The following is a 21,819-nucleotide window of genomic DNA, read 5'->3' on the forward strand; positions in this document are numbered from 1 at the left end:
TTAAACAGCATCATCTTTAAAATCGACATTCACGCTAAATTCGCCAATCCGATCAATGCGGATTCGGACGCAATCTCCCTTGGTAATGGGTCCAACTCCCTCTGGCGTTCCCGTTGTAATGATATCTCCCGGATACAGCGTCATCGCTTGCGAGGCCTTCTCCAAGCAGGTGCAGCAATCCCAGATGATCTCGCTGAGATTGGTGTTCTGCCGCAGCTCCTCATTTACCCACAGCTCCATTTGAAGATGATGCGGGTTGTTGATCTCGTCGGATGTGACAATCCATGGGCCCATCGGCGTAAACGTATCAAACGACTTTCGCCACGTTCTTTCCTCCTCGCCTCGAACCGTAATATCCATTAAGGCAAAATAACCAAATATATATTCCCCCGCTTCAGCAGCGGTGATATTCTTCGCTTCCTTTCCAATAACAAACGCGAGCTCCGCTTCGTGGTCATGCCGCCGGTCCTTGTAAGGCAAAAGGACCGTTTCGCCCGGCCCGATAATAGACGACGGTGCTTTTAGAAATAAACCAAGCCTTTCAATCGTATAGGGAGCGTTGTTAAATTTGGCGTTCATTTCGGATTGATGATTTAAATAATTTACCGGAGCTGCTAAAATTTTGCTTGGCTTCGGTACAGGGGCTTGTAATTTCACTTCTGTTAACGGATAAGAATCGGAATTTGTTAAGGCCAGCTCCAGCTTCGGTTTCCATTCGTTAAAGCTGCAAATCAACCGCTCTAACGATTCTTGAGGATTGTGAGCATTCCAGGAGACAGCTTCCGATACATCGTAGATCCGGTCATTTTGGACAATACCTAAACGATGTTGATTAAATAGGGCAATTTTCAACGGGCAGCGCCTCCACATCCATTTCGTTTATGCTCCATGCACATTCATCGGTTTCATTCATTCGGATTCCTGAACCACGGGGGTAAAGATGCCGGTGATGGGTTGATTTCCGTTATGCTCCTCATAGGGCTGTTCCTTTTCCAGATCCAACATTTCCAGGACAGGACGATCGTTAATCGAGAACAGATAGGCATCCCGGGAGCCTGCATTCACATGCTCGTGCCAGCTCCATGGCGGAAGAACGAAAAAGTCCCCTTTCGACCATTCAAACTTTTGACCGTTAATGACGGTATAACCGGTACCTTCCAACACATGATAGACGGCCGTGTGCACATGACGGTGAGCCTGTGTATGCATGCCGGGCGGCAGCTTTTGCATCGTTGTACCGATGCGCGGATCTGCGGAACCTCCAGTCAAAGGATTGATATAATCCACCGCATAACCGTCAAATGGATCTGCCTCCTGCAATTGGGATAAATGATGCAATGTCCCTTTCGTCTTTTCCCATTTATAAGCCAACAGCGGTGAAGGATAGCCTCGCTTCTTTCTTTCCGTTACCGGCCGATAGGAACCGCCGGCGTATCGGAGCGTAGAACCGTTATCCGGCTTCGTGACAGGTTGAGCGTTATCGGGATGAGGCTCATAGAAGGAACCGGCAAGGTTGCGGACAAGACCAACGTCTAACCCATCCATCCAAATCATGGGTTCCTTTCCTTCATGTCCATGATCGTGCCATGTCCATGACGGCGTTAAAATTAAATCCCCTTGCTCCATATAGGTTTTTTCGCCGTCGACCGCCGTGAAAGCCCCGTCCCCTTCAATAATAAACCGGATCGCGGATTGAGTATGACGGTGTGCCGGCGCCACTTCGCCCGGAAGCAATAATTGAATTCCGGCATATAAGGTGTTGGTGGCATAGCCGATCAAGCCTTTTTTCATAAGGGAGGGATTCTGCAAATAAACGACCCGCCGCTCACTGTCTCTTCCCAGTGGCAGCAGCTCCCCAGACCTCAAAAGATGCTTGTGGATCGTTTGCCATTTCCAAAGATAAGGCTCCACATCGTGGGCCGGCTCTTTGGTCACCATATACCTGAGCTTGGTCCACAGCGGTCCCAACTGATCCTGTTCAAGCTCCTCATAATATTGGTTGAAAATCTCTTCTTCGCTAACGGAATTGGCCACTTGACTCTCCTCCTTTTGAATCCATACAGTGGATTTATAATTCCACATTATGGTTTGTTGCTTAGATTTTAATATAAGCCATTTCTCTTGTCAACGCTTTCATAGAATTTTTTGGAATACATTCGCTTTTCGATGGCCTGTCATACGGTCTGCAAAAACCGGAACAGCACAAAAAAGAGGAGACATTTCATCTCCTCTTCATCCTATGGCGTTCCAGTTACCCGCCGATATGAGACATCTCGACTTTTTTCTTTTTCGTGATTTCAGGCGTATTGGAGAGCCTTTCTTCGGAATAACGGTCCGTCCGGTGACGCCAAAACTCCGTGATCAATTCCCGGATCTCCGGATCGCTCTTACCCTCTCGCAAAGGGGCGCGGAGATCGGTTCCGGCTGAAGCGAACAGACAGCTGTACATCTTCCCTTCCGCGGAAAGCCTTACTCTGGTGCAAGTGGAGCAGAAGGCTTGAGTGACGGAAGAGATTAGGCCGATCTCCCCTTTTCCCTCCAGATAGCGATATCTTGAAGCCACCTCTCCATAATGATTGGGCCCGACCGGTTCTAGCGGCATTTCACGATGGATCCGCTCAACGATATCCCGGCTGGGAAGCACTTGGTCCAGCCGCCATCCATTGGAGTTGCCTACGTCCATATATTCAATAAAACGGAGGATGTGCCCTTTCTCGCGAAAATATCTGGCCATGGGAAGTACATCCTGATCGTTCGTCCCCTTTTGAACCACCATATTCACTTTAATTTGCAAGCCTGCAGCCGCGGCCGCTTCGATTCCTTCAAGAACGTGGGATACCTTGAATCCCCGGCCGTTCATTTGGCCAAACCGGTCATCATCCAGGCTGTCAAGACTTACCGTAACCCGGTGCAGCCCCGCTTCCTTCAAAGCTTTCGCGTGCTTGGCCAGTAAAGAGCCGTTGGTTGTCATGGCGATGTCTTTGACTCTGCCGACCTTGCTGATCATGTGAATGAATGTTGGAAGATCCCTGCGCATCAGCGGCTCCCCGCCGGTAATGCGCACCTTCTCCACACCCAGAGAAACGAAAATCCGGGTCAGTCTGGTCAGCTCCTCGAAGGTGAGAAGCTTCTCCTTGGGTAGAAATTTGTAATCGGACCCGAATATTTCTTCGGGCATACAATACCGACAGCGGAAATTGCATTGATCCGTAACGGATATGCGCAAGTCACGGAGGGGGCGTTGTAGCTTGTCGACAATTGAACGGGTTGGTTTCTGCATGCGCTAATCACTCCCTCAACGAGCGAAATTAATTCTCGTAAACGATCTGTCCGGACTCCCGGCAGCTGTACCCTCCCAAGGATTCCATTTCTTTTTTAAACGACTCGGATCGAATCGCTTGTAACAGGGTCTCCCCCTCTAGACTATAGTAAAAATGCTTGCTCATCAAGAGATCATAACGTTCTTCCGCTACAGGGATAAAATCAAGGTCCATCGCCTGGGCCGCAGAATAAATACCCAGACCGACATCCGCCGCGCCACCCGCCACTGCCGCCGCAACGCTGAGGTGATTGATGGCTTCCCTGTCATATCCATATATGGTATTCCGGTCGATGCCTTCTTGTTTTAGCAGGTAGTCAAATAAAATCCTGGTGCCGGCCCCCCGCTGCCGGTTCATATAAGTCAGCCGGGACTTGCCAATATCTGCAGCAGACCTGATCCCCAAAGGGTTCCCTTTCGGAACGATCCAGCCTTGTTCGCGATAAACCAGCTGAACCAGAACGACCTCATGGCCTTTCAGATACTTTTCAATATAAGGAATATTGTAGCTTCCCGTTTCCTCGTCGAATAAATGAACACCGGCCGCATGGGCCTCCCCTTTTTGGATCGCGAGGATTCCGCTCAAACTGCCGACATGAGACGAAACCAGAAAACGATCGGGGTATGTCTTCCGCAGCAGGGTATGCAGAACGTCCACGGACAAATCATGGCTGCCGGTAATCACGATCGTACGGTCGATCTGTTCTTTAGGGCGGTACAGCTCAAGCTCTACCATCTCTCCCTGCTCATAGCCCATATGTCCAGCCGGAATGCGAAGCAAGCCGTCCGCACGCACCATCGACATTGTAACTCCAGCCGCGCGGGTCAAAGGATTGGCAATATAGGCTCCATCAATACAGCCTACCGTCATGCGGACAAAGTCGTCGGCTCCCGCATCGGATACGATTCTTCTTCCGAGCTTCACCTGAAGAAGATTGCGCTTCGGCTCGATCAGACCGTAATAATGATGGACCAAAGGACGCGCAAACCATTCCAACGACAGATAGGCCGAAACCGGATACCCCGGCACGCCGATCACCGGTTTCCCGTTCACAACGCCTGTAATCGTAGGCTTTCCGGGTCTCGTGGCCACTCCATGAGTAAAGACCCGGCCTAATTCAGAGATGACATGAACGGTATAATCCTCCGTTCCCGCAGAAGAGCCCGCATTCAGAATAACGATATCGGCCAGCCGGGTCGCTTCCAGCACTTTATCTTTAATTGTATCATACTCATCCTTAACGATACCGAGATAAATCGGCTCCGCACCCCATTCCTTCAGATACGAGGCAAACACGGTTCCGTTAAACTCCACAATCTCCCCGCGTCCTACCGCATCGCGCGGCTCGATGAGCTCGGTGCCTGTGGGAATGATCGCCACCTTCGGCCTGCACAGCACGGCAACCTCGACCCTTCCGCCTGCCAGAATCGCCCCCAAGTCCACCGCACGCAGGGCATGATGAGCCGGAACGATCATTTCCCCCACCACGACATCCTCCCCTATAGGACGGATATGCTGCCAAGGGGCTACCGGTTCCAAAATTTCTATCGTATCCTCGTCCACCTGATGAATATGCTCAATCATGATCACGGCATCGAACCCGGGCGGGATCGGATCGCCTGTATCCACGATTTCATAATCAACACCCCGCTTCAGTCGAACGGGATTTTGTTCATCCGCCCCATAGGTTTTTGCCGCCGCAACGGCGACTCCATCCATGGCAGAAGCATTGTAATTCGGCATCGATACCTTGGCATACACAGGATCGGCCGTGATTCTGCCTAAAGCCTCGGTCGTTCGGACCCATTCCACCTTTCTGTCAAACGTGATTTTCTCCAGAAATTCACGCTGGGCGTCCTGCAGCGGAGTGTCTTCCAAGTAGATTTTTCGCATGGTATACCCCTTCCAAAGCCTTCTGCATTCATTTATTTCATTTGCCGCTACGGTCAGATCTCCTTGCCAAACAGCTTGATCTTTACATGATCTCCTTCCAAAATGCCTTCTTTATTCGCTGAAATTTCCATAATACCGTCGCTTTCGACCATAGTCGTAACCAAACCCGACTTGCCGAAGACAGGTACCGCCCACAGCCCGTCCTCGCGCTCCTCCAGACGAACCCGAATATAATCGCTCCGTCCTACGGCGGAAGGAACATTACGGGATATGCGCGCCTTAAACCGCTTATCAAAGTCATCTTTCGATTCGCCCTGAAGCTGCTTCAGGATAGGGACGCCGAGTAAATCCAGCATGATAAGTGCGGATACGGGATGTCCGGGCAATCCCATGACAGGTTTTCCCTGCGATTTTCCAATAATTGTCGGTTTTCCCGGCTTTGTAGCCACACCATGTACCAGCACGCCCGGTTCACCCAGCGCCTCAATGACTTGAACGGTGAAATCTCTTGTTCCCACCGAGCTTCCTCCCGACAAAAGAAGAAAATCCACCTTGCCGAAGAGGGCACGCGCACGGGCCAAAAACTCCTCATACTCATCCTGCACTATGCCGCCATAAATCACTTCGGCCCCAAGCTGCATAAGCCGGGAACCTATCATCACACTGTTGATATCACGGATCTCTCCCGGGGAAAGCTCCGTTTTGTCCGGAGGAACAATCTCATCGCCGGTGGAGAGAATCCCGACGACCGGGATGGAGGCGACCGCCACCTCCGTTATGCCTATGGCCGCTAACAAGCCCAAATCCTGCGGACGAAGCCGTATCCCCTTGTGAAGGACATGCTCCCCTATCTCTACGTCGTCGCCGGCCCGGATCACATTTTCCCCCGGAGCGACCTGACGGTAGACATTAAGCAGGTCGCCCACCTCTTCCACATGCTCAATCATCACGATGCTGTCAGCGCCCTCCGGCAGCATCCCCCCTGTAGGAATATATTGAGCCTGCCCTTCCAGAAGCGGAATCTCCGCTCTCTTGCCCATTTGAATTTTTCCCGTAATATCCAGAAAAGCGGGCATGGACTCCGATGCGCCATAGGTTGTTTTCGCCTGAACCGCATAGCCGTCTACCGTAGATCTGGCAAAGGGCGGAACCTGTTCCCTGGAATATACATCCTCGGCAAGGACACGGCCCACCGCCTCCCGGATCGAAACCCGAACAGGTTCGTGAATGGGAGCAAAATGCGTTTCGATGATGTTCACTGTTTCGTCTACGGTTTTTACATTGAAGAATTTCATGCGCTCCTCCTGCGGCTAAAAATGGGATCAACTCTGCATCTACACAAAAAGGAAATAAATCCATTATAATGAAAGATAACAAAAGAAGGGAGCTGTCCATATGAAGGTCAAGCTGTTTGCCAATTTCCGTGAAATTTGCCTGGACAAGGTCGTGGAAGTACCCTCTCCTGACGGAAGCTCTGTCATTCAGGTGCTCGAGGATTTAATCAAGCTTTATCCCGCCATGGATGATGAGGTATTTGATCATGAGCGGAAGCTCAAGCCCTTCGTCCATGTGTTTATTAACGGTAGAAACATCATTCATTTGGACGGATTGAATACTCCCGTCAGCGGGGAAGACCAATTCGCTCTCTTTCCCCCTGTAGCCGGAGGATAATCGATGACGGCAGAGCGGACATTGGAATTTCGCGGCATTCCTCTAGAGCATCTGAAGACTTATTTGATAGAACTGGGGGCGGCAAAACAGACCTTTGAATTTCCTTTTGTTTTTCAAGGACCCGATTGGCAGGCACACATTCTAAGCGAAAATCAACTCCGATTTACACCCGTATTCATCGTAAATGCCGTCTTTATCCGTTTTGAAGCATCGTCCCAGGAAGCTCTTCAACAAGTCATTGCAGCCTTCCGCCGAAAAACATTCAGGGCAGGAGGGTAAAGAAAAGGTGGAATCCGGATTCCACCTTTTTTTATGCTTGTTTAGTTTAGATGATTTGCAATTCTTTCAGCTTTTCCTCCGGAACGACTCCGTCCCTCCAACCGCGAACCTGGTAATACTCATCAAGCATGATATCCATCCGGCTTACCGAGCCCGCGCTGTTCCCGGTGGCAGGCTCTTGCGTAAAGCGTTTAGGCAAGTAATCGTCCTCACGCTTGTTAAAGCCGGCGAGATTGTTATAGTAACGCTCCAGATTGTAGATTCTCTCCCCGATTTTCAATACATCGTCGCCCGTAATGTCAGCACCTGTCATCGCAGAGTACTGCTGCGCATAGTGATCGGCATTTTCGGAGAAGGAGGAGAATTTACATACGTTCATCGAATCCGAGAAGGAGTGAAGATCCTGGAATATTTTCAGCAGCGCCCCTTTTCCTTCCGCTACAAGCCGGTCCGTAGGCTCCGGAATTCCCGCAATTTCACTGGCTACGGTGTAGCCGCGCAGGTGACAGGCTCCGCGGTTGCTTGTGGCAAAGCCAAGACCGATCCCTTGAATGCCGCGGGGATCATAGGCCGGAATCGATTGCCCCTTGACGGCCATTGCCAGGTTCGGATCGCCGAACTTCGCAGCTGCACGGGCAGGCCCTTCGGCCAGGATATCGCCAATGCCTTGGCGGAATACCATCTGCTCTACCAGCTCAATCATCCGATCCGCATCGCCCCAGGAAATATTCTCAGAGATAAGCCCCCGTTCAGCGGCTTCCATGGTCACGGAAAGTACATTCCCCAGCTCGATGGTATCCATGCCGTATTCATTACACATATTGATCATGTAAGAGATCGCTGCCGCATCGCTCAATCCGCAGTTCGCGCCCAGCGCCCAGCCCGATTCATACTCGAAGCTTTCGACCTTTGTCTTGTACTTGCCTTCCTTGACCTCCACTTCCTTCTTACAGGCCACGGGACAGGCGTGACAGGTATTGTCCGCCACGAGCAAAGTCGAATTGACCGTTTCCCCGCTGTGGCCTTCCGCAGCATCCCAATTCGTATATTTGGAGTTCATGGTCGGCAATGCCCCGACTTCATTAATCAGGCTCGTAAGCACGTTGGTGCCGTATACGGAAAGTCCGCCCTTCCTGGGAGCGGTAAGCCCGCCTTCCATCACCGCCTTGAGCCCGCTCTGATTCGCTTTCTTATAATCATCGTCCTTGGCCGGAACGGGCATATTTCCTTTCTGTTCGGCCTTGATCACAATCGCTTTCAAATTTTTGTAGCCTGCGACAGCCCCTGTTCCCCCGCGTCCCGCCGCACGGTCGTTTTCGTTCATGAAGCCGGCATAGCGCACGAGGTTTTCTCCGGCCTGCCCGATACACATGACGCTCAGATTTTCTTTTCCGTATCGGTCTTTCATCACCTGAATCGTATGCCGCGTCCCTTTACCCCATACGTCGCTGGCATCCCGCAACTCGGCTTGACCGTTCTCAATGTACAGGTAGACCGGTTTTGCGCTCTTCCCCGTAAAAATAATATTGTCGACCCCGGACCATTTCAGCCTCGCCGCCGTCCATCCTCCCATATGGGAATCGGTAACGGTACCCGTAAGCGGAGATTTGGTAACGACGCATAATCTGCCGCTCATTACCGTTCTTGAGCCGGATACGGGGCCCGTCATAATACAGAGCATATTTTCGGAAGACAGCGCTTCCACCTGGGGCCCGTTATCCAGCAGATATTTTACTCCAAGCCCCCGGCCTCCGATAAATTTCCTTGCCAGCTCCTCATTAATCTCCCTGTAGCTGACGGTTCCGGATGTTAAATCGACCACTACTTCTTTGTTCTTGAACCCGCCTAAGTTCATGCCGCTCGCCTCCTATTCTAATAAAAACAAATTTTCATTAATATTCATACTATTTCGACATATATTAAATAGTTCCTCCTTTTTTTGCCAATGAATTGATCAAAAAAGATTGCTATGAAAGTAACTTCGTAATACATTATATTTTGAAAGCGTTTATTTTATGAAAATTCACTGTGAAGGAGAAGGGTAGCATGCTATCTAACAGAAAAATTCCGGCGTTTTCTTATTTCTTTATTTCCCTGCTCCTGTTGGGCGTAATTACAGGCTGCGGCAGCCCTGTACAAGAAGCAGCTACCACGACCGCATCCGAAGAAAAAAGATCCATTACACTGGCCACAACGACCAGCACTCAAGACTCAGGTCTATTGGATTCCCTTCTTCCAGCATTCGAGCAAAAATCCGGTATTCAGGTCAAGGTCGTCGCCGTAGGTACAGGACAAGCGATTCAATTAGGGAAGGACGGCAACGCCGACGTTCTCCTCGTTCATGCCAGACCTTCGGAGGATGAATTTGTAGCCTCGGGCTTCGGCATCAATGCTTATGATGTAATGGTGAACCAGTTTCTGATTGTCGGACCCCAAGACGACCCTGCGGGCATTAAAGGAATGGCGACGGCGCCCGAGGCGTTTAAAACGATAGCCGAGAAAAAAGCGGCCTTCATCTCTCGCGGAGATGATTCGGGAACCCACAAAAAGGAGCTGTCCATCTGGGAAGCCGCAGGTCTCAAGCCTGAAGGACCATGGTATTTATCGGCCGGCCAAGGCATGGGGGCGACGCTCCAAATGGCGGATGAAAAGAATGCTTATACACTGACGGATGAAGCGACTTACTTGTCCCGCAAAGGAGATCTTGATCTTGTCGTTTTGAAGGAAGGAGATGCTTCCCTTCTCAATCCTTATGGCGTGATCCAGGTCAAATCTACCGAAAAAGCCAAAGAGGCGGAACAGTTCATTCAATTTTTGACAGGCGATGAAGGCCAAAAGATGATTGAAGAGTTCGGGAAGGCCGAGTATGGGAAAGGATTGTTTGTCCCCGGCGCCAAAAAAAGATAAGAAAAAGGGAGTGTAGGGAATCTTTAGCTTACATGTTCTTGAAATTATAGGATTATCCATCCGGGTTTCCACCCTGGCCATCCTCATCGGGATGCTCATCGGCATCCCTTGCGGCGCTTTTCTGGGACTTTATTCCTTTCCCGGAAAACGCTTGATTGTCATTCTGGTTTTTACGTTCATGGGACTTCCTCCTGTTCTTACCGGCGTGATTGTGTATTTCTTGCTGTCCAAATACGGCCTGCTCGGTTTTCTTCAGCTGTTGTTCACTCCGGAGGCGATGGTCATCGCACAGAGCATCCTGGTTGCTCCGATCATTACGGGGTTGACCATGTCTGCCGTTCAGGCGCGGGAAAGAACGTATTGGGAAACGGCCAAAAGCCTCGGAGCCTCCCCTTTCCAGCTGGTATGGACGATCCTCAGGGAAGCCCGAAGCGGAATAGGGTCGGGAATATCCACGGCCTACGGCCGTGCGATATCGGAAGTCGGCGCGGTCATGCTTGTCGGCGGGAACATCGAGCATGAGACCCGGGTGATGACCACGGCCATTATTCTGGAGACCCGTAAGGGGAATTACGATATCGCCTTGCAAATCGGTATGGTCCTTCTGCTGATCAGCTTTATTTTTAACAGCTTTCTCGTTGCAGGCGCGCTGCGGAACTTAAACGACAGGAGGGACCGGTCCCGATGAAGCCCATTGAAGTCGAGCATCTTACCGTTGCTGCCGGCGATCGGATGCTGTTGTCCATCCCCCATGCCGCCTTTGATGAAGGCGCCGTTTATGGCATTGTAGGTCCCAGCGGCGCAGGCAAGAGCACCTTTTTGCGCGTATTGAACTTTCTGGAGAAGCCTCAATCGGGCAGCTTATTTTTTTCCGGGCACCGGGTGGATTTAACTTCCCTTTCCCATTCGGGAGGGCTTCATTTGCAAAGGCAAATGGCGTTTGTCGCGCAAAAGCCCGTCATGTTTCAGACCACGGTTTTTGAGAATGTAGCGTTGGGGTTAAGCTATAGAGGCGTTCCCCGCAGCGAGAAAGCGCGGCTGGTCATGGAAGCCTTGAGGCTGGTCGGTCTCGAAGCCGCGGAGGGACGTAAAGCGGCATCCCTGTCGGGGGGCGAAGCCCAGAGAATTGCACTGGCGCGGGCGCTTGTCCTGCAGCCCAAGCTCCTGCTTTTGGATGAGCCTACCTCCAATCTCGACCCGCCGAACGTATTGATCATTGAACAGATCATTACCCGGATTCGCCGGGAAAGCCCGATGACGATCCTCATGGTTACCCACCATTTGCAGCAGGCCAGACGCCTGTCCGACCGGTGCCTGTTCCTTTATCAGGGACGGATCGTGGAACAAAACGATACGCAAGCCTTTTTTGAATCCCCCCAAAGCGAAGCCCTTCAGGATTTTATCAGCGGCAAAATGATCTATTAACCCTTGCAGGGGTAGAGGAGGTACCTATGGAACCAAATCAGAACGCCCGCTACTCGCGGCAAATGCTGTTTCCCCCCATCGGCCCGTCGGGACAAGAGAAGCTGTCGGGCAGCAGGGTGGCGATCGTCGGGCTGGGGGCGCTCGGCACGGTGCTGGCCAACCATATGGTTCGCGGCGGGGTCGGGTATTTGCGCTGCATCGACCGCGATTTCGTAGAGACCAGCAATCTTCAAAGACAAATGCTCTATGACGAAGAGGATGCCAGGAATCATATGCCGAAAGCCGTTGCCGCCGCGGACAAATTAAAAAAAGTGAATTCGTCGGTTACCATTGAGCCCATCGTAGGGGACGTCCATGCCTATAATGCGGAAGAGCTGCTCAGCGACGTGGACATCATCCTGGACGGAACCGATAACTTTCAGATACGGTACCTGCTGAATGATGTCGCCGTCAAGCACCGCATTCCATGGGTTTATGGCGGTGCGGTAAGCTCCAGAGGCATGTTTGCGGCGATCCGGCCCTACGTCACTCCATGCTACCGCTGCCTGTTCCCCGATCCCCCTGCCGGCCGAGGGGAAACCTGCGATACGGTAGGCGTGATCGGACCTATCGTTCATATTGTTGCCTCTTATCAAGCGGCGGAAGCTTTAAAGCTTATGGTTGGCGCAGAGCATCACCTTAACCCTTACCTGGAGCAATTCGAGCTGTGGACGAACCGGCATATGCAGATGGATATTCGTCAGGGAAAGCACCCCGATTGCCCGGCCTGCGGCAAAGGGGAATTCGAGTTTCTCTATCCGGCTGCGGACAGCCTGGAGGTGTTTACGGCCTTATGCGGCAGAGATACGGTCCAGATCACCCCGAGAGGCGGACGATCGGTTAACCTGGAAGAAGAGGAGAACGTATTTCGCAGGATCGGGAAGGTCGAGCGGAATCCCTTCCTTCTGCGCTTTCACGTCGGCGATTATGCGCTGGTGCTGTTCAAAGACGGCCGGGTGCTGGTGCAGGGAACGCAGGACATTGACATCGCCAAATCGTTGTACGCCAAGTATATTAGCCATTAAAACAACAAGCCGGTGCGGGGATCCTTTTCCTTTCACCAGCTTGTTCATTTCCGTATATTACTTTTGGATCGTGAACCCATTCATTTGCAGATGAGCATGGAACATGTCGTTGACCGAAGGCAAATCTTTCTTTGCAGGCCGGGACTCCGCTTCCCAGACCTTTGATTTCTTCAGTGCTCTCGGACAGTGAATAAAGCACTCCTCCACCTCTACAATGACACCCAATTGAGGCACTTCACTCCATTGCATCGCTGTTAAAATGTCCTCATTGCGCGTGATCCTTGTCCGGCCATTAATCCTTAACACTTCCTCCAGGCCCGGTATGATGAAAAGCATACCTGCATATGGGTTCTCAAGCATATTCAACAAGGAGTCGACACGCCGGTTTCCCGGCCGTTCGGGATAGATCAGATGCCGGTCGTCTATGACTTTGACGAAGCCCGGTTCATCTCCGCGGGGCGATACATCGCACCTCCCCTCTTGATTGGCTGTGGACAGAAAGAAAAGCGGCGACATCGACACATAATTTCGAACATGAGAATCGATTTGTGCAATGCTTTTTTTAAGTACGGCTTCGTGAGGAGAGCCTACCAAATCCCTCAGTTCATCCGCACGGGTAACGATCCCTTGCGACCATAATTCATGAATCATCCGTATAAAACCTCCTTATCCGAAGAATCCCATGCTGCTTTTCTCTTACTATCCATGTTTTCTCTCGATTTGTCCATACTGATTCTTAACGTGAACAGGGATTCCCCCAAAAAACGAACGACTTCACTCCCGGGATACAGGAATGAAGTCGTTTTTTGGAATGGAGGCTTCGCCGGGAATCAGCTGCGTTCGTGCAGCGGGGCGGATGAATTGAATTCTCTGAGCTTAAAGGCATCCTTCAGCCAAACCGCGACCTCTTCAGACAAAGCATTCAGGATCACTTTGCCGGCGGCAGCATTGGCGCCGCCCGGTGTCCCGAAAACGCCGCTGGGGCTAATGGCCTGCACACCCTTGGTCTCGATGGCTTCCAACCATCCTGCTTCTCCTGCCGTATAGCCTGTGACGGCTTCAAACGCGCGTACACGGTGCTCTCCCATGACATGAAGCGCCAGACTCGTCTCAATCGCGCCGGCATGACTGTCCGTAGACGCAAGCTTGAGCCCTGCCTTCACCCCGGCTTGAAACATGACATGCAGGAAACGCCTGAAATCGGTATAAGCGGCTACCTGCATTCCGGGCCATATACTGCTGCAACCGGCCGCATATTTGCCGAGAAACCGGAAATTCCCGCCATGGAAACTGAACAGACCGATACGGGTCAGCCCCATACGCCTCAATGCCGTGATGTATGCCTGAATTACGGCTCCGAGCGTTACGGGACCAAGGGTCACTGTGCCGGGAAAATCCGCGTGATGCTCCGATAGGCCGGCCATGATCGTGGGTGTTACAACGATGGGTTCTCTGCACCGTGCCGCAACCTCGGCCGCCAACACTTCAGCCAATGCCGAATCCGTCACCAGGGGCAAATGCGGCCCATGCTGCTCGAGCGCACCGATGGGGATCAGACCGACCGCGCCGCGGTCCTGCCCAACCGCCCTGGCCTCGGACGACGTCAAATATTTCAGCTCGACAAAACTCATAACAGCTGCGCTTCACCGGAGACTTCCTGATCCGCCATACCAGAAGGGGGAAGAAACACATCATTGAACGTGATTTTGCCGGCTTTACGTTTCTCTTCAGCGTATGGACCGCGGTCGATCAGCTTCAGAGGAGCCCTCTTTTGATGAATTTCCCGCCTTTTCAGCCGAGTGGCTTCCTCGTCAACGACATACTCGGCGGTGAGTCCCTGCATGCGCTTATGAACCACCACACCGTAATCGCGCTCGGCGCTTTCGATGGAAACCAGCTGCCGCAGCACATCCATGCGTACGGCCTCCACATCCCGCTCCAGCGGGTCCCCCCAACCTCCGCCGCCAGGAGTTGTAACCCGGATGATATCGCCCGCTTTCACCGGGATTCCTTCCTGACAGAACTGGATCAGCCGTTCGTCAGCAGTACCGGGATTAATCCATGTTCCCCCGGGCTTGCCCGGCCCGCCGCCGTTAACGCCGTAACAACCGAACGCCGTGCGGTCGACATACGTAACGTAATACCCGTCGGCCAGCATACGAATGTCCTTCACGTAGCCCATCCCTCCGCGATATTTGCCGCATCCGCCTGAATCGGGATTGAGAGCAACCCGCTCGACAATAACAGGATAGCGCTGCTCGATAAATTCCGCCGGAAGGTTCTTGGCATCGTTCACCATGTCTACTGCATCGGTTCCATCCGCATAGGTCCGCGCTCCGGAGCCGCCGCCGAATACTTCGCGGTACAGCCAAGGCTTTCCTTCCTCGTCGTAACCGTAAACGCCATATACCTGAACGCAGTGCATATCCGCCGATACGTTTCCTCCAAAAGCCTGGGCAAGGGCCGCTCCATAAACGCCGAAGCCGCGGAACCAGCACTGCATACGGTTGATCACAGGCGCCGGATACTCCGACGTGAGCACGGTTCCAGGCGGCAGCTCGCAGCGGAATACTCTGGTCACGCCTTCGTTGATCACCGTCCCCGGTGCAAATCCGGCCAGGAACGAGCCTACCCATTTGGACAAAAAGCGTCCGTCGTTGGGCGAGTTCAGAGGACCTTCGGTTTGCGGATTCGTCCCCGTCCAATCCAGAATGATCTTCTCGGGGTCCTTGCGCAGGGTGACCATGAGCTTGACAGGATCGTCCAGGTTGATTCCATCGTTATCGAGGAAATCCTCCCCCGTAAACTCTCCATTGGGGAACATAGGCAGGATCACATCCCGTACCGCCTCCGCGCAGCGATCCATCAGCTTGTACATGGCGGCCTCGACGATATCGGCTCCAAGACGGTCGCAAAGCTGCTTTACTTGACGCTCAATGAGACGGCAGGCGCCGATGAAAGCATCCAGATCTCCGCGCATCGTATCCGGGAAGCGGGTATTGCGGAGCACAATCTTAAAGATATCGTCCTGTAACCTGCCTTGGTTGTACAGTTTGACCGGAGGGATCTGGATCCCCTCTTCAAATATACTTGTGGAAGTGGTCGGCCAACTGCCTACCGACCGGCCGCCCACATCCTCGGTGTGACCAAAGATCAAGGAGAAAGCAATAAGACGACCGCTGTGAAAAATAGGGACGCACACACAGTAGTCGGGCAAATGCGTAATCGTACCATGGGAGTCGTAAGGATCATTGTAGAGAAATACGTCCCCCTCGTGAATCTCCTCAAGAGGAAAGTGGGCGCGTATAGGGTCCGCACTGGCTCCCCAGGAAACCGATGTTACATTATTGCAGTCTACGGTACAAATCGAAGCCCGATAATCGTGCTGCTCACGAATGATGGTCGAGCGCCCGGCAAGCTCAACAGCCGCTTCACCTTCATCTACCGCAGCCTCCAAACCGCCCTCCACGACGTCCAGAGTAATAGGATCCACTTGGGCCTTGAAGCGTTCAATGCGCGCCCATTCCTCTTCCGAACGGAGCCACTCCTGCTGCCGGAACGGCTTATATAATGGCGGCTGGTAAATGGACGCGTCGAAAATCAAAGGTTTGTCGTTTGACATATTAAGATCCTCCTTTAGCGTATCGTGTGAGGAGCAAGTGCCCGAACTCGTTTACCGTAACGTACCACCCGGGTTCCACAACGGTAGTGGTATCGTACTGTTCAATGACCGCCGGCCCGGCAAGCGGCTCCGGGATGGGTTCTGTGGGGCGTGCGTACACCGGACAATCCACGAAATCTGACGCCTCGTTTACATACATCGGCTGTATAGACTTCAGCAAGTCGCTCCACCGGAGCTCCGAGCTTTGCTTTGCATACTGGCGAGGTGGTGCGAGCAGCCCGAAGCCGGTTACTCCGATATTTACGATTTCGACCAGCGTCTTGTTCTCGTAGGAGTACCCGTACTGGTCTTCATGAGCAGCATGGAAGCTTTTGATGGTACCGACAAGCGATCCGGCAATGGAACCGTCAGGAACAGGCAGGGGTACACGAATTTCAAACGCCTGTCCGACATATCGCATGTCGAGAAACGCCTGCAGACGAATGCCGCTGCTGCTGTCAAACCCTTGACGGGCGAGATCCGCCGAGACCCGGTCGCGCAGCTGCAGGAACTCGTCGTTCAGCCGGTCCACATCGAGCGCGTCTTCGCGCTGCACATCGGTAATCACGTGATCCACACGCACATCCGAATAAAGCAGCCCGGCCGCAGCGGTGGCTCCAGGCGCCGTAGGGATCAGAATCCTGCTCATGTCCAGCGCATTCGCAACAGGGGAAGCCATGAGACCGCCTGCGCCGCCAAAGGCGAACAACGCATAATTGCGGGGATCGCGTCCACGGCGGACAGAGACGACGCGTATTCCTGCAGCAATGTTTTGCGTAGCGATCTCGAGAATGCCTGCGGCCGCTTTCTCGACGGAAAGCCCCAAGGGTTCGGCAATTTTGGCTTGTATGGCGTCATAGGCAGCCTGCCGATCCAATGGAATCGAGCCGCCAAGCAGGTAAGGCGGAATCCGGCCCAGCACCAGGTTCGCATCGGTAATTGTGGGCTCTTGGCCGCCCCTTCCATAGCACACAGGGCCCGGAAACGACCCCGCGCTCTGCGGTCCTACCCGCAGGGCTTTGCTGCCGCTCAGCCAGGCGATGGATCCGCCGCCCGCTCCCACGGTCGTCATATCGATCATTGGAGATTTGATGTCGTAGATATCGATCCTGCCTTCAGATAACAGACGGGGGATTCCGCCTTCAATCAAAGCCATATCCGTGCTGGTCCCACCCATATCCAGGGTCAGCACATCATGGATCCCGGCCGCGCCGGAAATGGCTGCGGCGGCGATGACGCCAGCCGCGGGCCCCGAGAGAGAAGCGGCAATAGGCCGTTTGATTAATTCATTGGCGGTGGCGACACCGCCGCTGGATTTCATCACATATAGCGGGGCTTCTATTCCCGCCCCTTGTGCCCGATCGCCCAGCCGGTCAAGATAAGTGGAAAGAAGAGGCATTAAGCCGGTATTCAAGCACGTGGTCAGTGTCCGTTCATACTCGCGATATTCCCGGATGACATCAGCGGAAATGGATACAAAGCATTCGGGATATTCCTCTTGAATGATCTCCCGGGCACGTTCTTCATGAACAGGATTCTGATAGGAATGAAGGAAGGATACGGCAATCGCTTGAACGCCCAGATCACGGTATTCGCGTGCAGCCAATCGAATCTGCAGCTCGTCCAGCGGGCGCAGCTCCTCGCCTCGATAATTGAGCCGTCCCTCAACCTCGCGAACCAATTCCAACGGTACAACCCGGGGCGGTTTGATCCACCAGGTGATGGCGCCAAATTCTCCGGGCACGTTCTGGCGTGCAACCTCGAGCATATGACGGTACCCGTTCGTAACAATAAGTCCGAGGCGTGAATACTTTGCCTCCAATACGGCATTCGTGGCTACGGTGGTTCCGTGAAGCAGCATGGCAACGTCGGAAGCGGATGCGCCGATCTCTGCCAGAACACCTTCGATGCCGGCAAGGAAGGCGCGGGACGGATCATCGGGAATACTCGATGTCTTGAACACCTTCTCCTCACCAGTCACATCATTGAGAGCTACCACATCTGTAAACGTGCCGCCTGTGTCGATACCAATGCGCCAACTCATTCGGTCCTCCCCTTTCTGAATCTTCCTGATTGTGCATAACGCCACAAGGTTGAGATTCTACCTCATCTGCGTTTGCCTGAACCCAGTATAGCAGGGAGGTGACCTGCCGATCTGTTCATTAGTTACATATCCATCATTTTGCCGGTACGGCCCGATTGCGCCGCGTCCCGCTCACCCAATCTCGAAGGCCGCCAACCGCTCCAGCTCCGGCATATTCGTGATGAACAGAACGCCCTTCCGGAGATCGACCAATCCACGCGCGCGCAATCCGTTGAGCACCCGGGTCACCATCACTCTGGAGGTACCCGCCAAAGCGGAAAGCTCCTGATGGGTCATGGACAGCGCCCGCGTACCCTCGGGTTTGCGGGCAAGGATCTCCACCAAAATCCGGGCCAGCCGAACCTCGGAGGGATCGAAGGTCAGGGTCATCATCTGGTTGCTCAGCATCCATACCTTATGGGCTATCGATTGCATCAATGTGAAGGCGAAGTCCGGACGGATGCGAATAATTTTCTCCATGGTTTCCCTGGAAAATGCACTGACCTTGGTAGATTCTACGGCTTCTCCCGTGTACCAGTGATTAGCGTGCTGAAAGAACGGAACGTCCGCAAAAAACTGCCCGGGCTCCGCAAAGGCCAGCACTTTCTCCGTACCGTCCGGACGAACGATGGTAGCCCTTACATGGCCGGCATGCACATAGAAAAAATACTGTGCGGGTTCGCCTTGCCGGATGATAATGCTCCCTCGCGGGAAATACCGGGGAGTTGCAAGTTCACTGACCTCGGACGGCAGCGATCCAAACGCGCGGGGATGAAACGCTTCTTGAACGACGTGCTGCATTTGCATTAGGTTACTCCTTTCCTATAGGGCATGATTAAGCTGTGAGAAATACGTTAATATCTGAATAATCAAAAAATTTTATCAAATAAAAGTCTATGATGCCCGGCATGATAATCTTATTAACGCGCTGATCATGAAATGTTGAATTTTGGACAATGCTTCACGGATCTTAAGCTTTGTCAGGAAAGGGTATTTGCAAGAGTGATGGAGAAGGAAATTGCGGTGCTTTTGCTTTTGAGGTGAGACTGCACGTCGTACTGAAAATAGAATGATTCCTATAAAACGCTATGTATAGATAATAGCTTAATATTTGGGGAGGAACAAGAAAATTCTGTTACAACATATGCGGCTTTACTTTCATCCTGAATTGAACCATTTCAAAAAAAGTGATGGAAAATAAAAAGTATTTCCAACTTTGAGAAAGTCAGAAATACTTGTCCCAGATCATGAACCGCCTGCATAAAAGAATCTTCCGTTCTCTAACACTCCCTACTTCCACGTGGGGCTGCCCAAAATCCTCCCCCGTCCTTGAATCGCGCCGCCGCGGCTAACGTTTTGTCTGTAGACTGCAATGACTGCACCAGCAGCTTTCATAAATTTCGTGTTACGCCGACGTATCGACATCAAGCATGTCCAATAAAAAGATAAAGATCGGAATTCCCACGATCAGGCCCCATGTGCCCAGGTAATGCTCCGAAAAAATGAGAATAATAAACGTATAGAACATAGGAAGGTTCACTTTGGAAGACATCAGCTTCGGGTTCAGGAAATACCCTTCAAGAAAGTGAAGCACAGCAATCATAGATAACACATAGATGACCATCAGATAACCGCCTATCGCATATCCGATAATACTTAAAGGAATTAATGAAACCAAGAAACCTACTACGGGAACCAGACTAAGCAGGAAGATCATGATGGTTAGCGCAAAAAGGTAAGGATAGCCGAGAATCCATAGGCCGGTAACCGTAAAGATGGTATTGCATGTAGCAATAAGAAGTTGAGCCTCCAGCACTTTGCCAAAAGATAAAACGAATTTCTTCCCGAAATACTCAAGCTCTTCATATAACCAGGAAATTTTGCTGTTTTTCAATCTGGATGTAAAGGCGGCAATTCTGTTTTTTTCGAGGATAAAGACAAAGCTCAGCACGATCGCCAGTACGAACGTCGTCCCCCAATTGCTGATTTTAAGAATATATTCGAAGCCTTGTCTTACGTAGGATTGCAAATCCAGGTCTTTTATGGTTTTGTACACATATTGAGACAGCTCATCCTGAGGAACCGGCAAATGCGACAGCCCGATCAGAGTAGCTTTTAATTGTTTGATTTGAACATAAAGCTTCGGCAAATAATTAATGATACCGATGACGATGGTCGTAACTAAAATAAGATACAGCAATATGATAATGACCTTGCTGTTGACCGGGATGTATTTATTGATTTGCTTCGTTAAAAAATGCTGAAGACTGTTCATAATGTAGATGAATAAAAAGGTTAACAGAATGAGGTTCAGCATGTCCCTTATGCTAAACAACAGCAAACATATTACTAAGATGATCAGAAATCGTCTTACCGTCAGATTTAAAAAGAATCGCTTAATATTCTCCATCCATTCGTCTCCATTCACTAACCCTCGAGTTTGTCCTATTCCTCAGTCTACAACAATGAAAATAGTTAGGGCAATAAAATATACAATATTAACTTCATTTCCTTCCGGAAAAGAAAACAGGAAGCCGCAGCTTCCTGTCCATAATTTGTTCTATTCTATTACAAGACTGATGCCCGCAACCTTTTCATTACCCCTTGAACGAAAATGCCGGAAGCCCTTTAACCTGCGCGGCTACGCTGAATATTCCACCGGCCAACGGCTGTTTATCCAACTCCCGTTCATGGAGTCCATGGCGGGCCGTCGTAATATACAGGACATCGAGATCCTTTCCACCGAAAGCGCATGACGTCACCTGAGAGGCTGGAACCCTTATTTCGTCAAGCTGCTTCCCGTTATCCGGATTCCAGCGGGTAACCCGATATCCGCCCCAATGGGCGATCCAAATCATGCCTTCCGCATCGATGGTCATTCCGTCGGGGAGCGCATGATCTAAGGTCAAATCAATCATCACCCTTTGACGGCTCAGCGTTCCTGAGCTCATTTCGTAATCGAAGGCGACCACCTGCTTTGTCGGTGAATCGATGTAATACATGGTACGGCAATCCAGGCTCCAGACAATACCGTTGGAGATACCGATTCCCGTCAGCATCTTGCGGACGTTCAGATCCGTATCCAAACAATACAAGGCACCCGACCGCCCTGTTTCGTTCAAGTTCATGGTTCCTGCCCAGAATCTTCCGGCGGGGTCGCACTTACCGTCATTAAATCGATTCTCCGGCTGATTTTGTTCCGGATCCATGACAGGGGTCAGCACCTCCGTTTCCAAATCAAGCGAGTAAAACCCATTCTGCAGGGCCAGCATAACACCGCCCGCTTCTCTGGGCACAACGGTTCCAACGAATTGGCCAATGGGAATCGAACGGTCGGTATGGTGCTCCGGGTCGAACACATGCAGCGTTTTTCCCGTAATATCCACCCAGTAAAGCACCTGCTTTTCAGCATCCCATATCGCACCTTCACCCAGATCGGCTTTGGCATCCAATACAAGGCTGCATTCTGTCATGATAGTCCCTCCCCATACCCTTTTTTAACCATTCATCCGGCAG

At 51.8% G+C, this 21,819-nt stretch carries 19 protein-coding genes; 6 read left to right on the forward strand and 13 right to left on the reverse strand.

Annotated features, from left to right (window positions below; translation table 11 throughout):
* From IJ22_RS12665 to IJ22_RS12685, 5 genes are all read right to left on the reverse strand, one after another.
* The gene (locus IJ22_RS12665; protein WP_062409064.1) at positions 1-852 is read right to left on the reverse strand and encodes a fumarylacetoacetate hydrolase family protein; all 852 of its coding nucleotides are present in this window, start codon (positions 850-852) and stop codon (positions 1-3) included.
* Positions 853-909: 57 nt separating this feature from the next.
* A complete protein-coding gene (locus tag IJ22_RS12670; protein ID WP_062409065.1) occupies positions 910-2,034 on the reverse strand; it encodes a cupin domain-containing protein in 1,125 nt (374 codons plus the stop codon).
* Between the two features lie 217 nt (positions 2,035-2,251).
* Positions 2,252-3,280, reverse strand: a complete 1,029-nt coding sequence (moaA, locus tag IJ22_RS12675) for a GTP 3',8-cyclase MoaA (RefSeq protein WP_062409066.1) — start codon at positions 3,278-3,280, stop codon at positions 2,252-2,254.
* 28 nt (positions 3,281-3,308) lie between these two features.
* Positions 3,309-5,213 (reverse strand): molybdopterin biosynthesis protein, encoded by a 1,905-nt coding sequence (locus tag IJ22_RS12680; RefSeq protein ID WP_062409067.1) that lies wholly within the window; start codon positions 5,211-5,213, stop codon positions 3,309-3,311.
* 53 nt (positions 5,214-5,266) lie between these two features.
* Positions 5,267-6,508, reverse strand: coding sequence for a molybdopterin molybdotransferase MoeA (locus IJ22_RS12685; protein ID WP_062409068.1), 1,242 nt, complete (start codon positions 6,506-6,508; stop codon positions 5,267-5,269).
* Between the two features lie 100 nt (positions 6,509-6,608).
* Between IJ22_RS12685 and IJ22_RS12690 the strand changes: the two genes are divergently transcribed.
* Both IJ22_RS12690 and IJ22_RS12695 read left to right on the forward strand, forming a co-directional pair.
* Positions 6,609-6,884, forward strand: coding sequence for a ubiquitin-like small modifier protein 1 (locus tag IJ22_RS12690; protein ID WP_054817882.1), 276 nt, complete (start codon positions 6,609-6,611; stop codon positions 6,882-6,884).
* A 3-nt stretch (positions 6,885-6,887) separates the two neighbouring features.
* Positions 6,888-7,163, forward strand: a complete 276-nt coding sequence (locus IJ22_RS12695) for a MoaD-like domain-containing protein (RefSeq protein WP_062409069.1) — start codon at positions 6,888-6,890, stop codon at positions 7,161-7,163.
* A 46-nt stretch (positions 7,164-7,209) separates the two neighbouring features.
* Here IJ22_RS12695 and IJ22_RS12700 read toward each other — a convergent pair whose 3' ends face one another.
* Positions 7,210-9,018, reverse strand: a complete 1,809-nt coding sequence (locus tag IJ22_RS12700; RefSeq protein ID WP_062409070.1) for an aldehyde ferredoxin oxidoreductase family protein — start codon at positions 9,016-9,018, stop codon at positions 7,210-7,212.
* 191 nt (positions 9,019-9,209) lie between these two features.
* Here IJ22_RS12700 and IJ22_RS12705 point away from each other — a divergent pair, with 191 nt between their 5' ends.
* The 4 genes from IJ22_RS12705 to IJ22_RS12720 are packed head-to-tail and all read left to right on the forward strand — an operon-like array spanning position 9,210 to position 12,559.
* Entirely contained in the window at positions 9,210-10,070 is an 861-nt protein-coding gene (locus tag IJ22_RS12705) for an ABC transporter substrate-binding protein (RefSeq protein WP_062409071.1), read from the forward strand.
* 58 nt (positions 10,071-10,128) lie between these two features.
* Entirely contained in the window at positions 10,129-10,758 is a 630-nt protein-coding gene (locus IJ22_RS12710; RefSeq protein ID WP_256380600.1) for an ABC transporter permease, read from the forward strand.
* Positions 10,755-11,495 (forward strand): ATP-binding cassette domain-containing protein, encoded by a 741-nt coding sequence (locus IJ22_RS12715; RefSeq protein ID WP_062409073.1) that lies wholly within the window; start codon positions 10,755-10,757, stop codon positions 11,493-11,495. The genes IJ22_RS12710 and IJ22_RS12715 overlap by 4 nt, the downstream gene beginning before the upstream one ends.
* A gap of 26 nt (positions 11,496-11,521) precedes the next feature.
* Entirely contained in the window at positions 11,522-12,559 is a 1,038-nt protein-coding gene (locus tag IJ22_RS12720; protein WP_062409074.1) for a ThiF family adenylyltransferase, read from the forward strand.
* Positions 12,560-12,616: 57 nt separating this feature from the next.
* On the opposite strand, the gene IJ22_RS12725 is transcribed toward IJ22_RS12720, so the two are convergent.
* From IJ22_RS12725 to IJ22_RS12755, 7 genes are all read right to left on the reverse strand, one after another.
* Positions 12,617-13,210 (reverse strand): MSMEG_1061 family FMN-dependent PPOX-type flavoprotein, encoded by a 594-nt coding sequence (locus IJ22_RS12725; RefSeq protein ID WP_054817880.1) that lies wholly within the window; start codon positions 13,208-13,210, stop codon positions 12,617-12,619.
* Between the two features lie 179 nt (positions 13,211-13,389).
* Complete coding sequence (locus IJ22_RS12730; protein WP_054817879.1) at positions 13,390-14,190, reverse strand: creatininase family protein; 801 nt, start codon at positions 14,188-14,190, stop codon at positions 13,390-13,392.
* Positions 14,187-16,181 (reverse strand): hydantoinase B/oxoprolinase family protein, encoded by a 1,995-nt coding sequence (locus IJ22_RS12735; protein ID WP_062409075.1) that lies wholly within the window; start codon positions 16,179-16,181, stop codon positions 14,187-14,189. Before IJ22_RS12735 ends, IJ22_RS12730 begins: the two co-directional genes overlap by 4 nt.
* Position 16,182: 1 nt before the next feature.
* Positions 16,183-18,264, reverse strand: coding sequence for a hydantoinase/oxoprolinase family protein (locus IJ22_RS12740; protein WP_062409076.1), 2,082 nt, complete (start codon positions 18,262-18,264; stop codon positions 16,183-16,185).
* A gap of 171 nt (positions 18,265-18,435) precedes the next feature.
* Positions 18,436-19,110: a Crp/Fnr family transcriptional regulator gene (locus IJ22_RS12745; RefSeq protein ID WP_062409077.1), complete on the reverse strand. Its 675-nt coding sequence runs from the start codon at positions 19,108-19,110 to the stop codon at positions 18,436-18,438.
* 598 nt (positions 19,111-19,708) lie between these two features.
* On the reverse strand, positions 19,709-20,713 hold the full coding sequence (locus IJ22_RS12750; RefSeq protein ID WP_062409078.1) for an AI-2E family transporter: 1,005 nt from the start codon (positions 20,711-20,713) through the stop codon (positions 19,709-19,711).
* Positions 20,714-20,900: 187 nt separating this feature from the next.
* Positions 20,901-21,776, reverse strand: a complete 876-nt coding sequence (locus IJ22_RS12755; protein WP_062409079.1) for an SMP-30/gluconolactonase/LRE family protein — start codon at positions 21,774-21,776, stop codon at positions 20,901-20,903.
* Between the last annotated feature and the right edge of the window lie 43 nt (positions 21,777-21,819).

This window comes from Paenibacillus naphthalenovorans, assembly GCF_001465255.1.
In the GTDB taxonomy this organism is placed as follows: Bacteria; Bacillota; Bacilli; order Paenibacillales; family NBRC-103111; genus Paenibacillus_G; species Paenibacillus_G naphthalenovorans.

What these genes read in the sequence shown, in the direction of transcription:
- IJ22_RS12750 (WP_062409078.1), bottom strand. Translation starts at nt 20,713, where the DNA reads ATGGAGAATATTAAGCGATTCTTTTTAAATCTGACGGTAAGACGATTT.
- IJ22_RS12705 (WP_062409071.1), top strand. Translation starts at nt 9,210, where the DNA reads ATGCTATCTAACAGAAAAATTCCGGCGTTTTCTTATTTCTTTATTTCC.
- IJ22_RS12685 (WP_062409068.1), bottom strand. Translation starts at nt 6,508, where the DNA reads ATGAAATTCTTCAATGTAAAAACCGTAGACGAAACAGTGAACATCATC.
- IJ22_RS12755 (WP_062409079.1), bottom strand. Translation starts at nt 21,776, where the DNA reads ATGACAGAATGCAGCCTTGTATTGGATGCCAAAGCCGATCTGGGTGAA.
- IJ22_RS12700 (WP_062409070.1), bottom strand. Translation starts at nt 9,018, where the DNA reads ATGAACTTAGGCGGGTTCAAGAACAAAGAAGTAGTGGTCGATTTAACA.
- IJ22_RS12725 (WP_054817880.1), bottom strand. Translation starts at nt 13,210, where the DNA reads ATGATTCATGAATTATGGTCGCAAGGGATCGTTACCCGTGCGGATGAA.
- IJ22_RS12680 (WP_062409067.1), bottom strand. Translation starts at nt 5,213, where the DNA reads ATGCGAAAAATCTACTTGGAAGACACTCCGCTGCAGGACGCCCAGCGT.
- IJ22_RS12715 (WP_062409073.1), top strand. Translation starts at nt 10,755, where the DNA reads ATGAAGCCCATTGAAGTCGAGCATCTTACCGTTGCTGCCGGCGATCGG.
- moaA (WP_062409066.1), bottom strand. Translation starts at nt 3,280, where the DNA reads ATGCAGAAACCAACCCGTTCAATTGTCGACAAGCTACAACGCCCCCTC.
- IJ22_RS12745 (WP_062409077.1), bottom strand. Translation starts at nt 19,110, where the DNA reads ATGCAAATGCAGCACGTCGTTCAAGAAGCGTTTCATCCCCGCGCGTTT.
- IJ22_RS12690 (WP_054817882.1), top strand. Translation starts at nt 6,609, where the DNA reads ATGAAGGTCAAGCTGTTTGCCAATTTCCGTGAAATTTGCCTGGACAAG.
- IJ22_RS12720 (WP_062409074.1), top strand. Translation starts at nt 11,522, where the DNA reads ATGGAACCAAATCAGAACGCCCGCTACTCGCGGCAAATGCTGTTTCCC.
- IJ22_RS12695 (WP_062409069.1), top strand. Translation starts at nt 6,888, where the DNA reads ATGACGGCAGAGCGGACATTGGAATTTCGCGGCATTCCTCTAGAGCAT.
- IJ22_RS12735 (WP_062409075.1), bottom strand. Translation starts at nt 16,181, where the DNA reads ATGTCAAACGACAAACCTTTGATTTTCGACGCGTCCATTTACCAGCCG.
- IJ22_RS12730 (WP_054817879.1), bottom strand. Translation starts at nt 14,190, where the DNA reads ATGAGTTTTGTCGAGCTGAAATATTTGACGTCGTCCGAGGCCAGGGCG.
- IJ22_RS12740 (WP_062409076.1), bottom strand. Translation starts at nt 18,264, where the DNA reads ATGAGTTGGCGCATTGGTATCGACACAGGCGGCACGTTTACAGATGTG.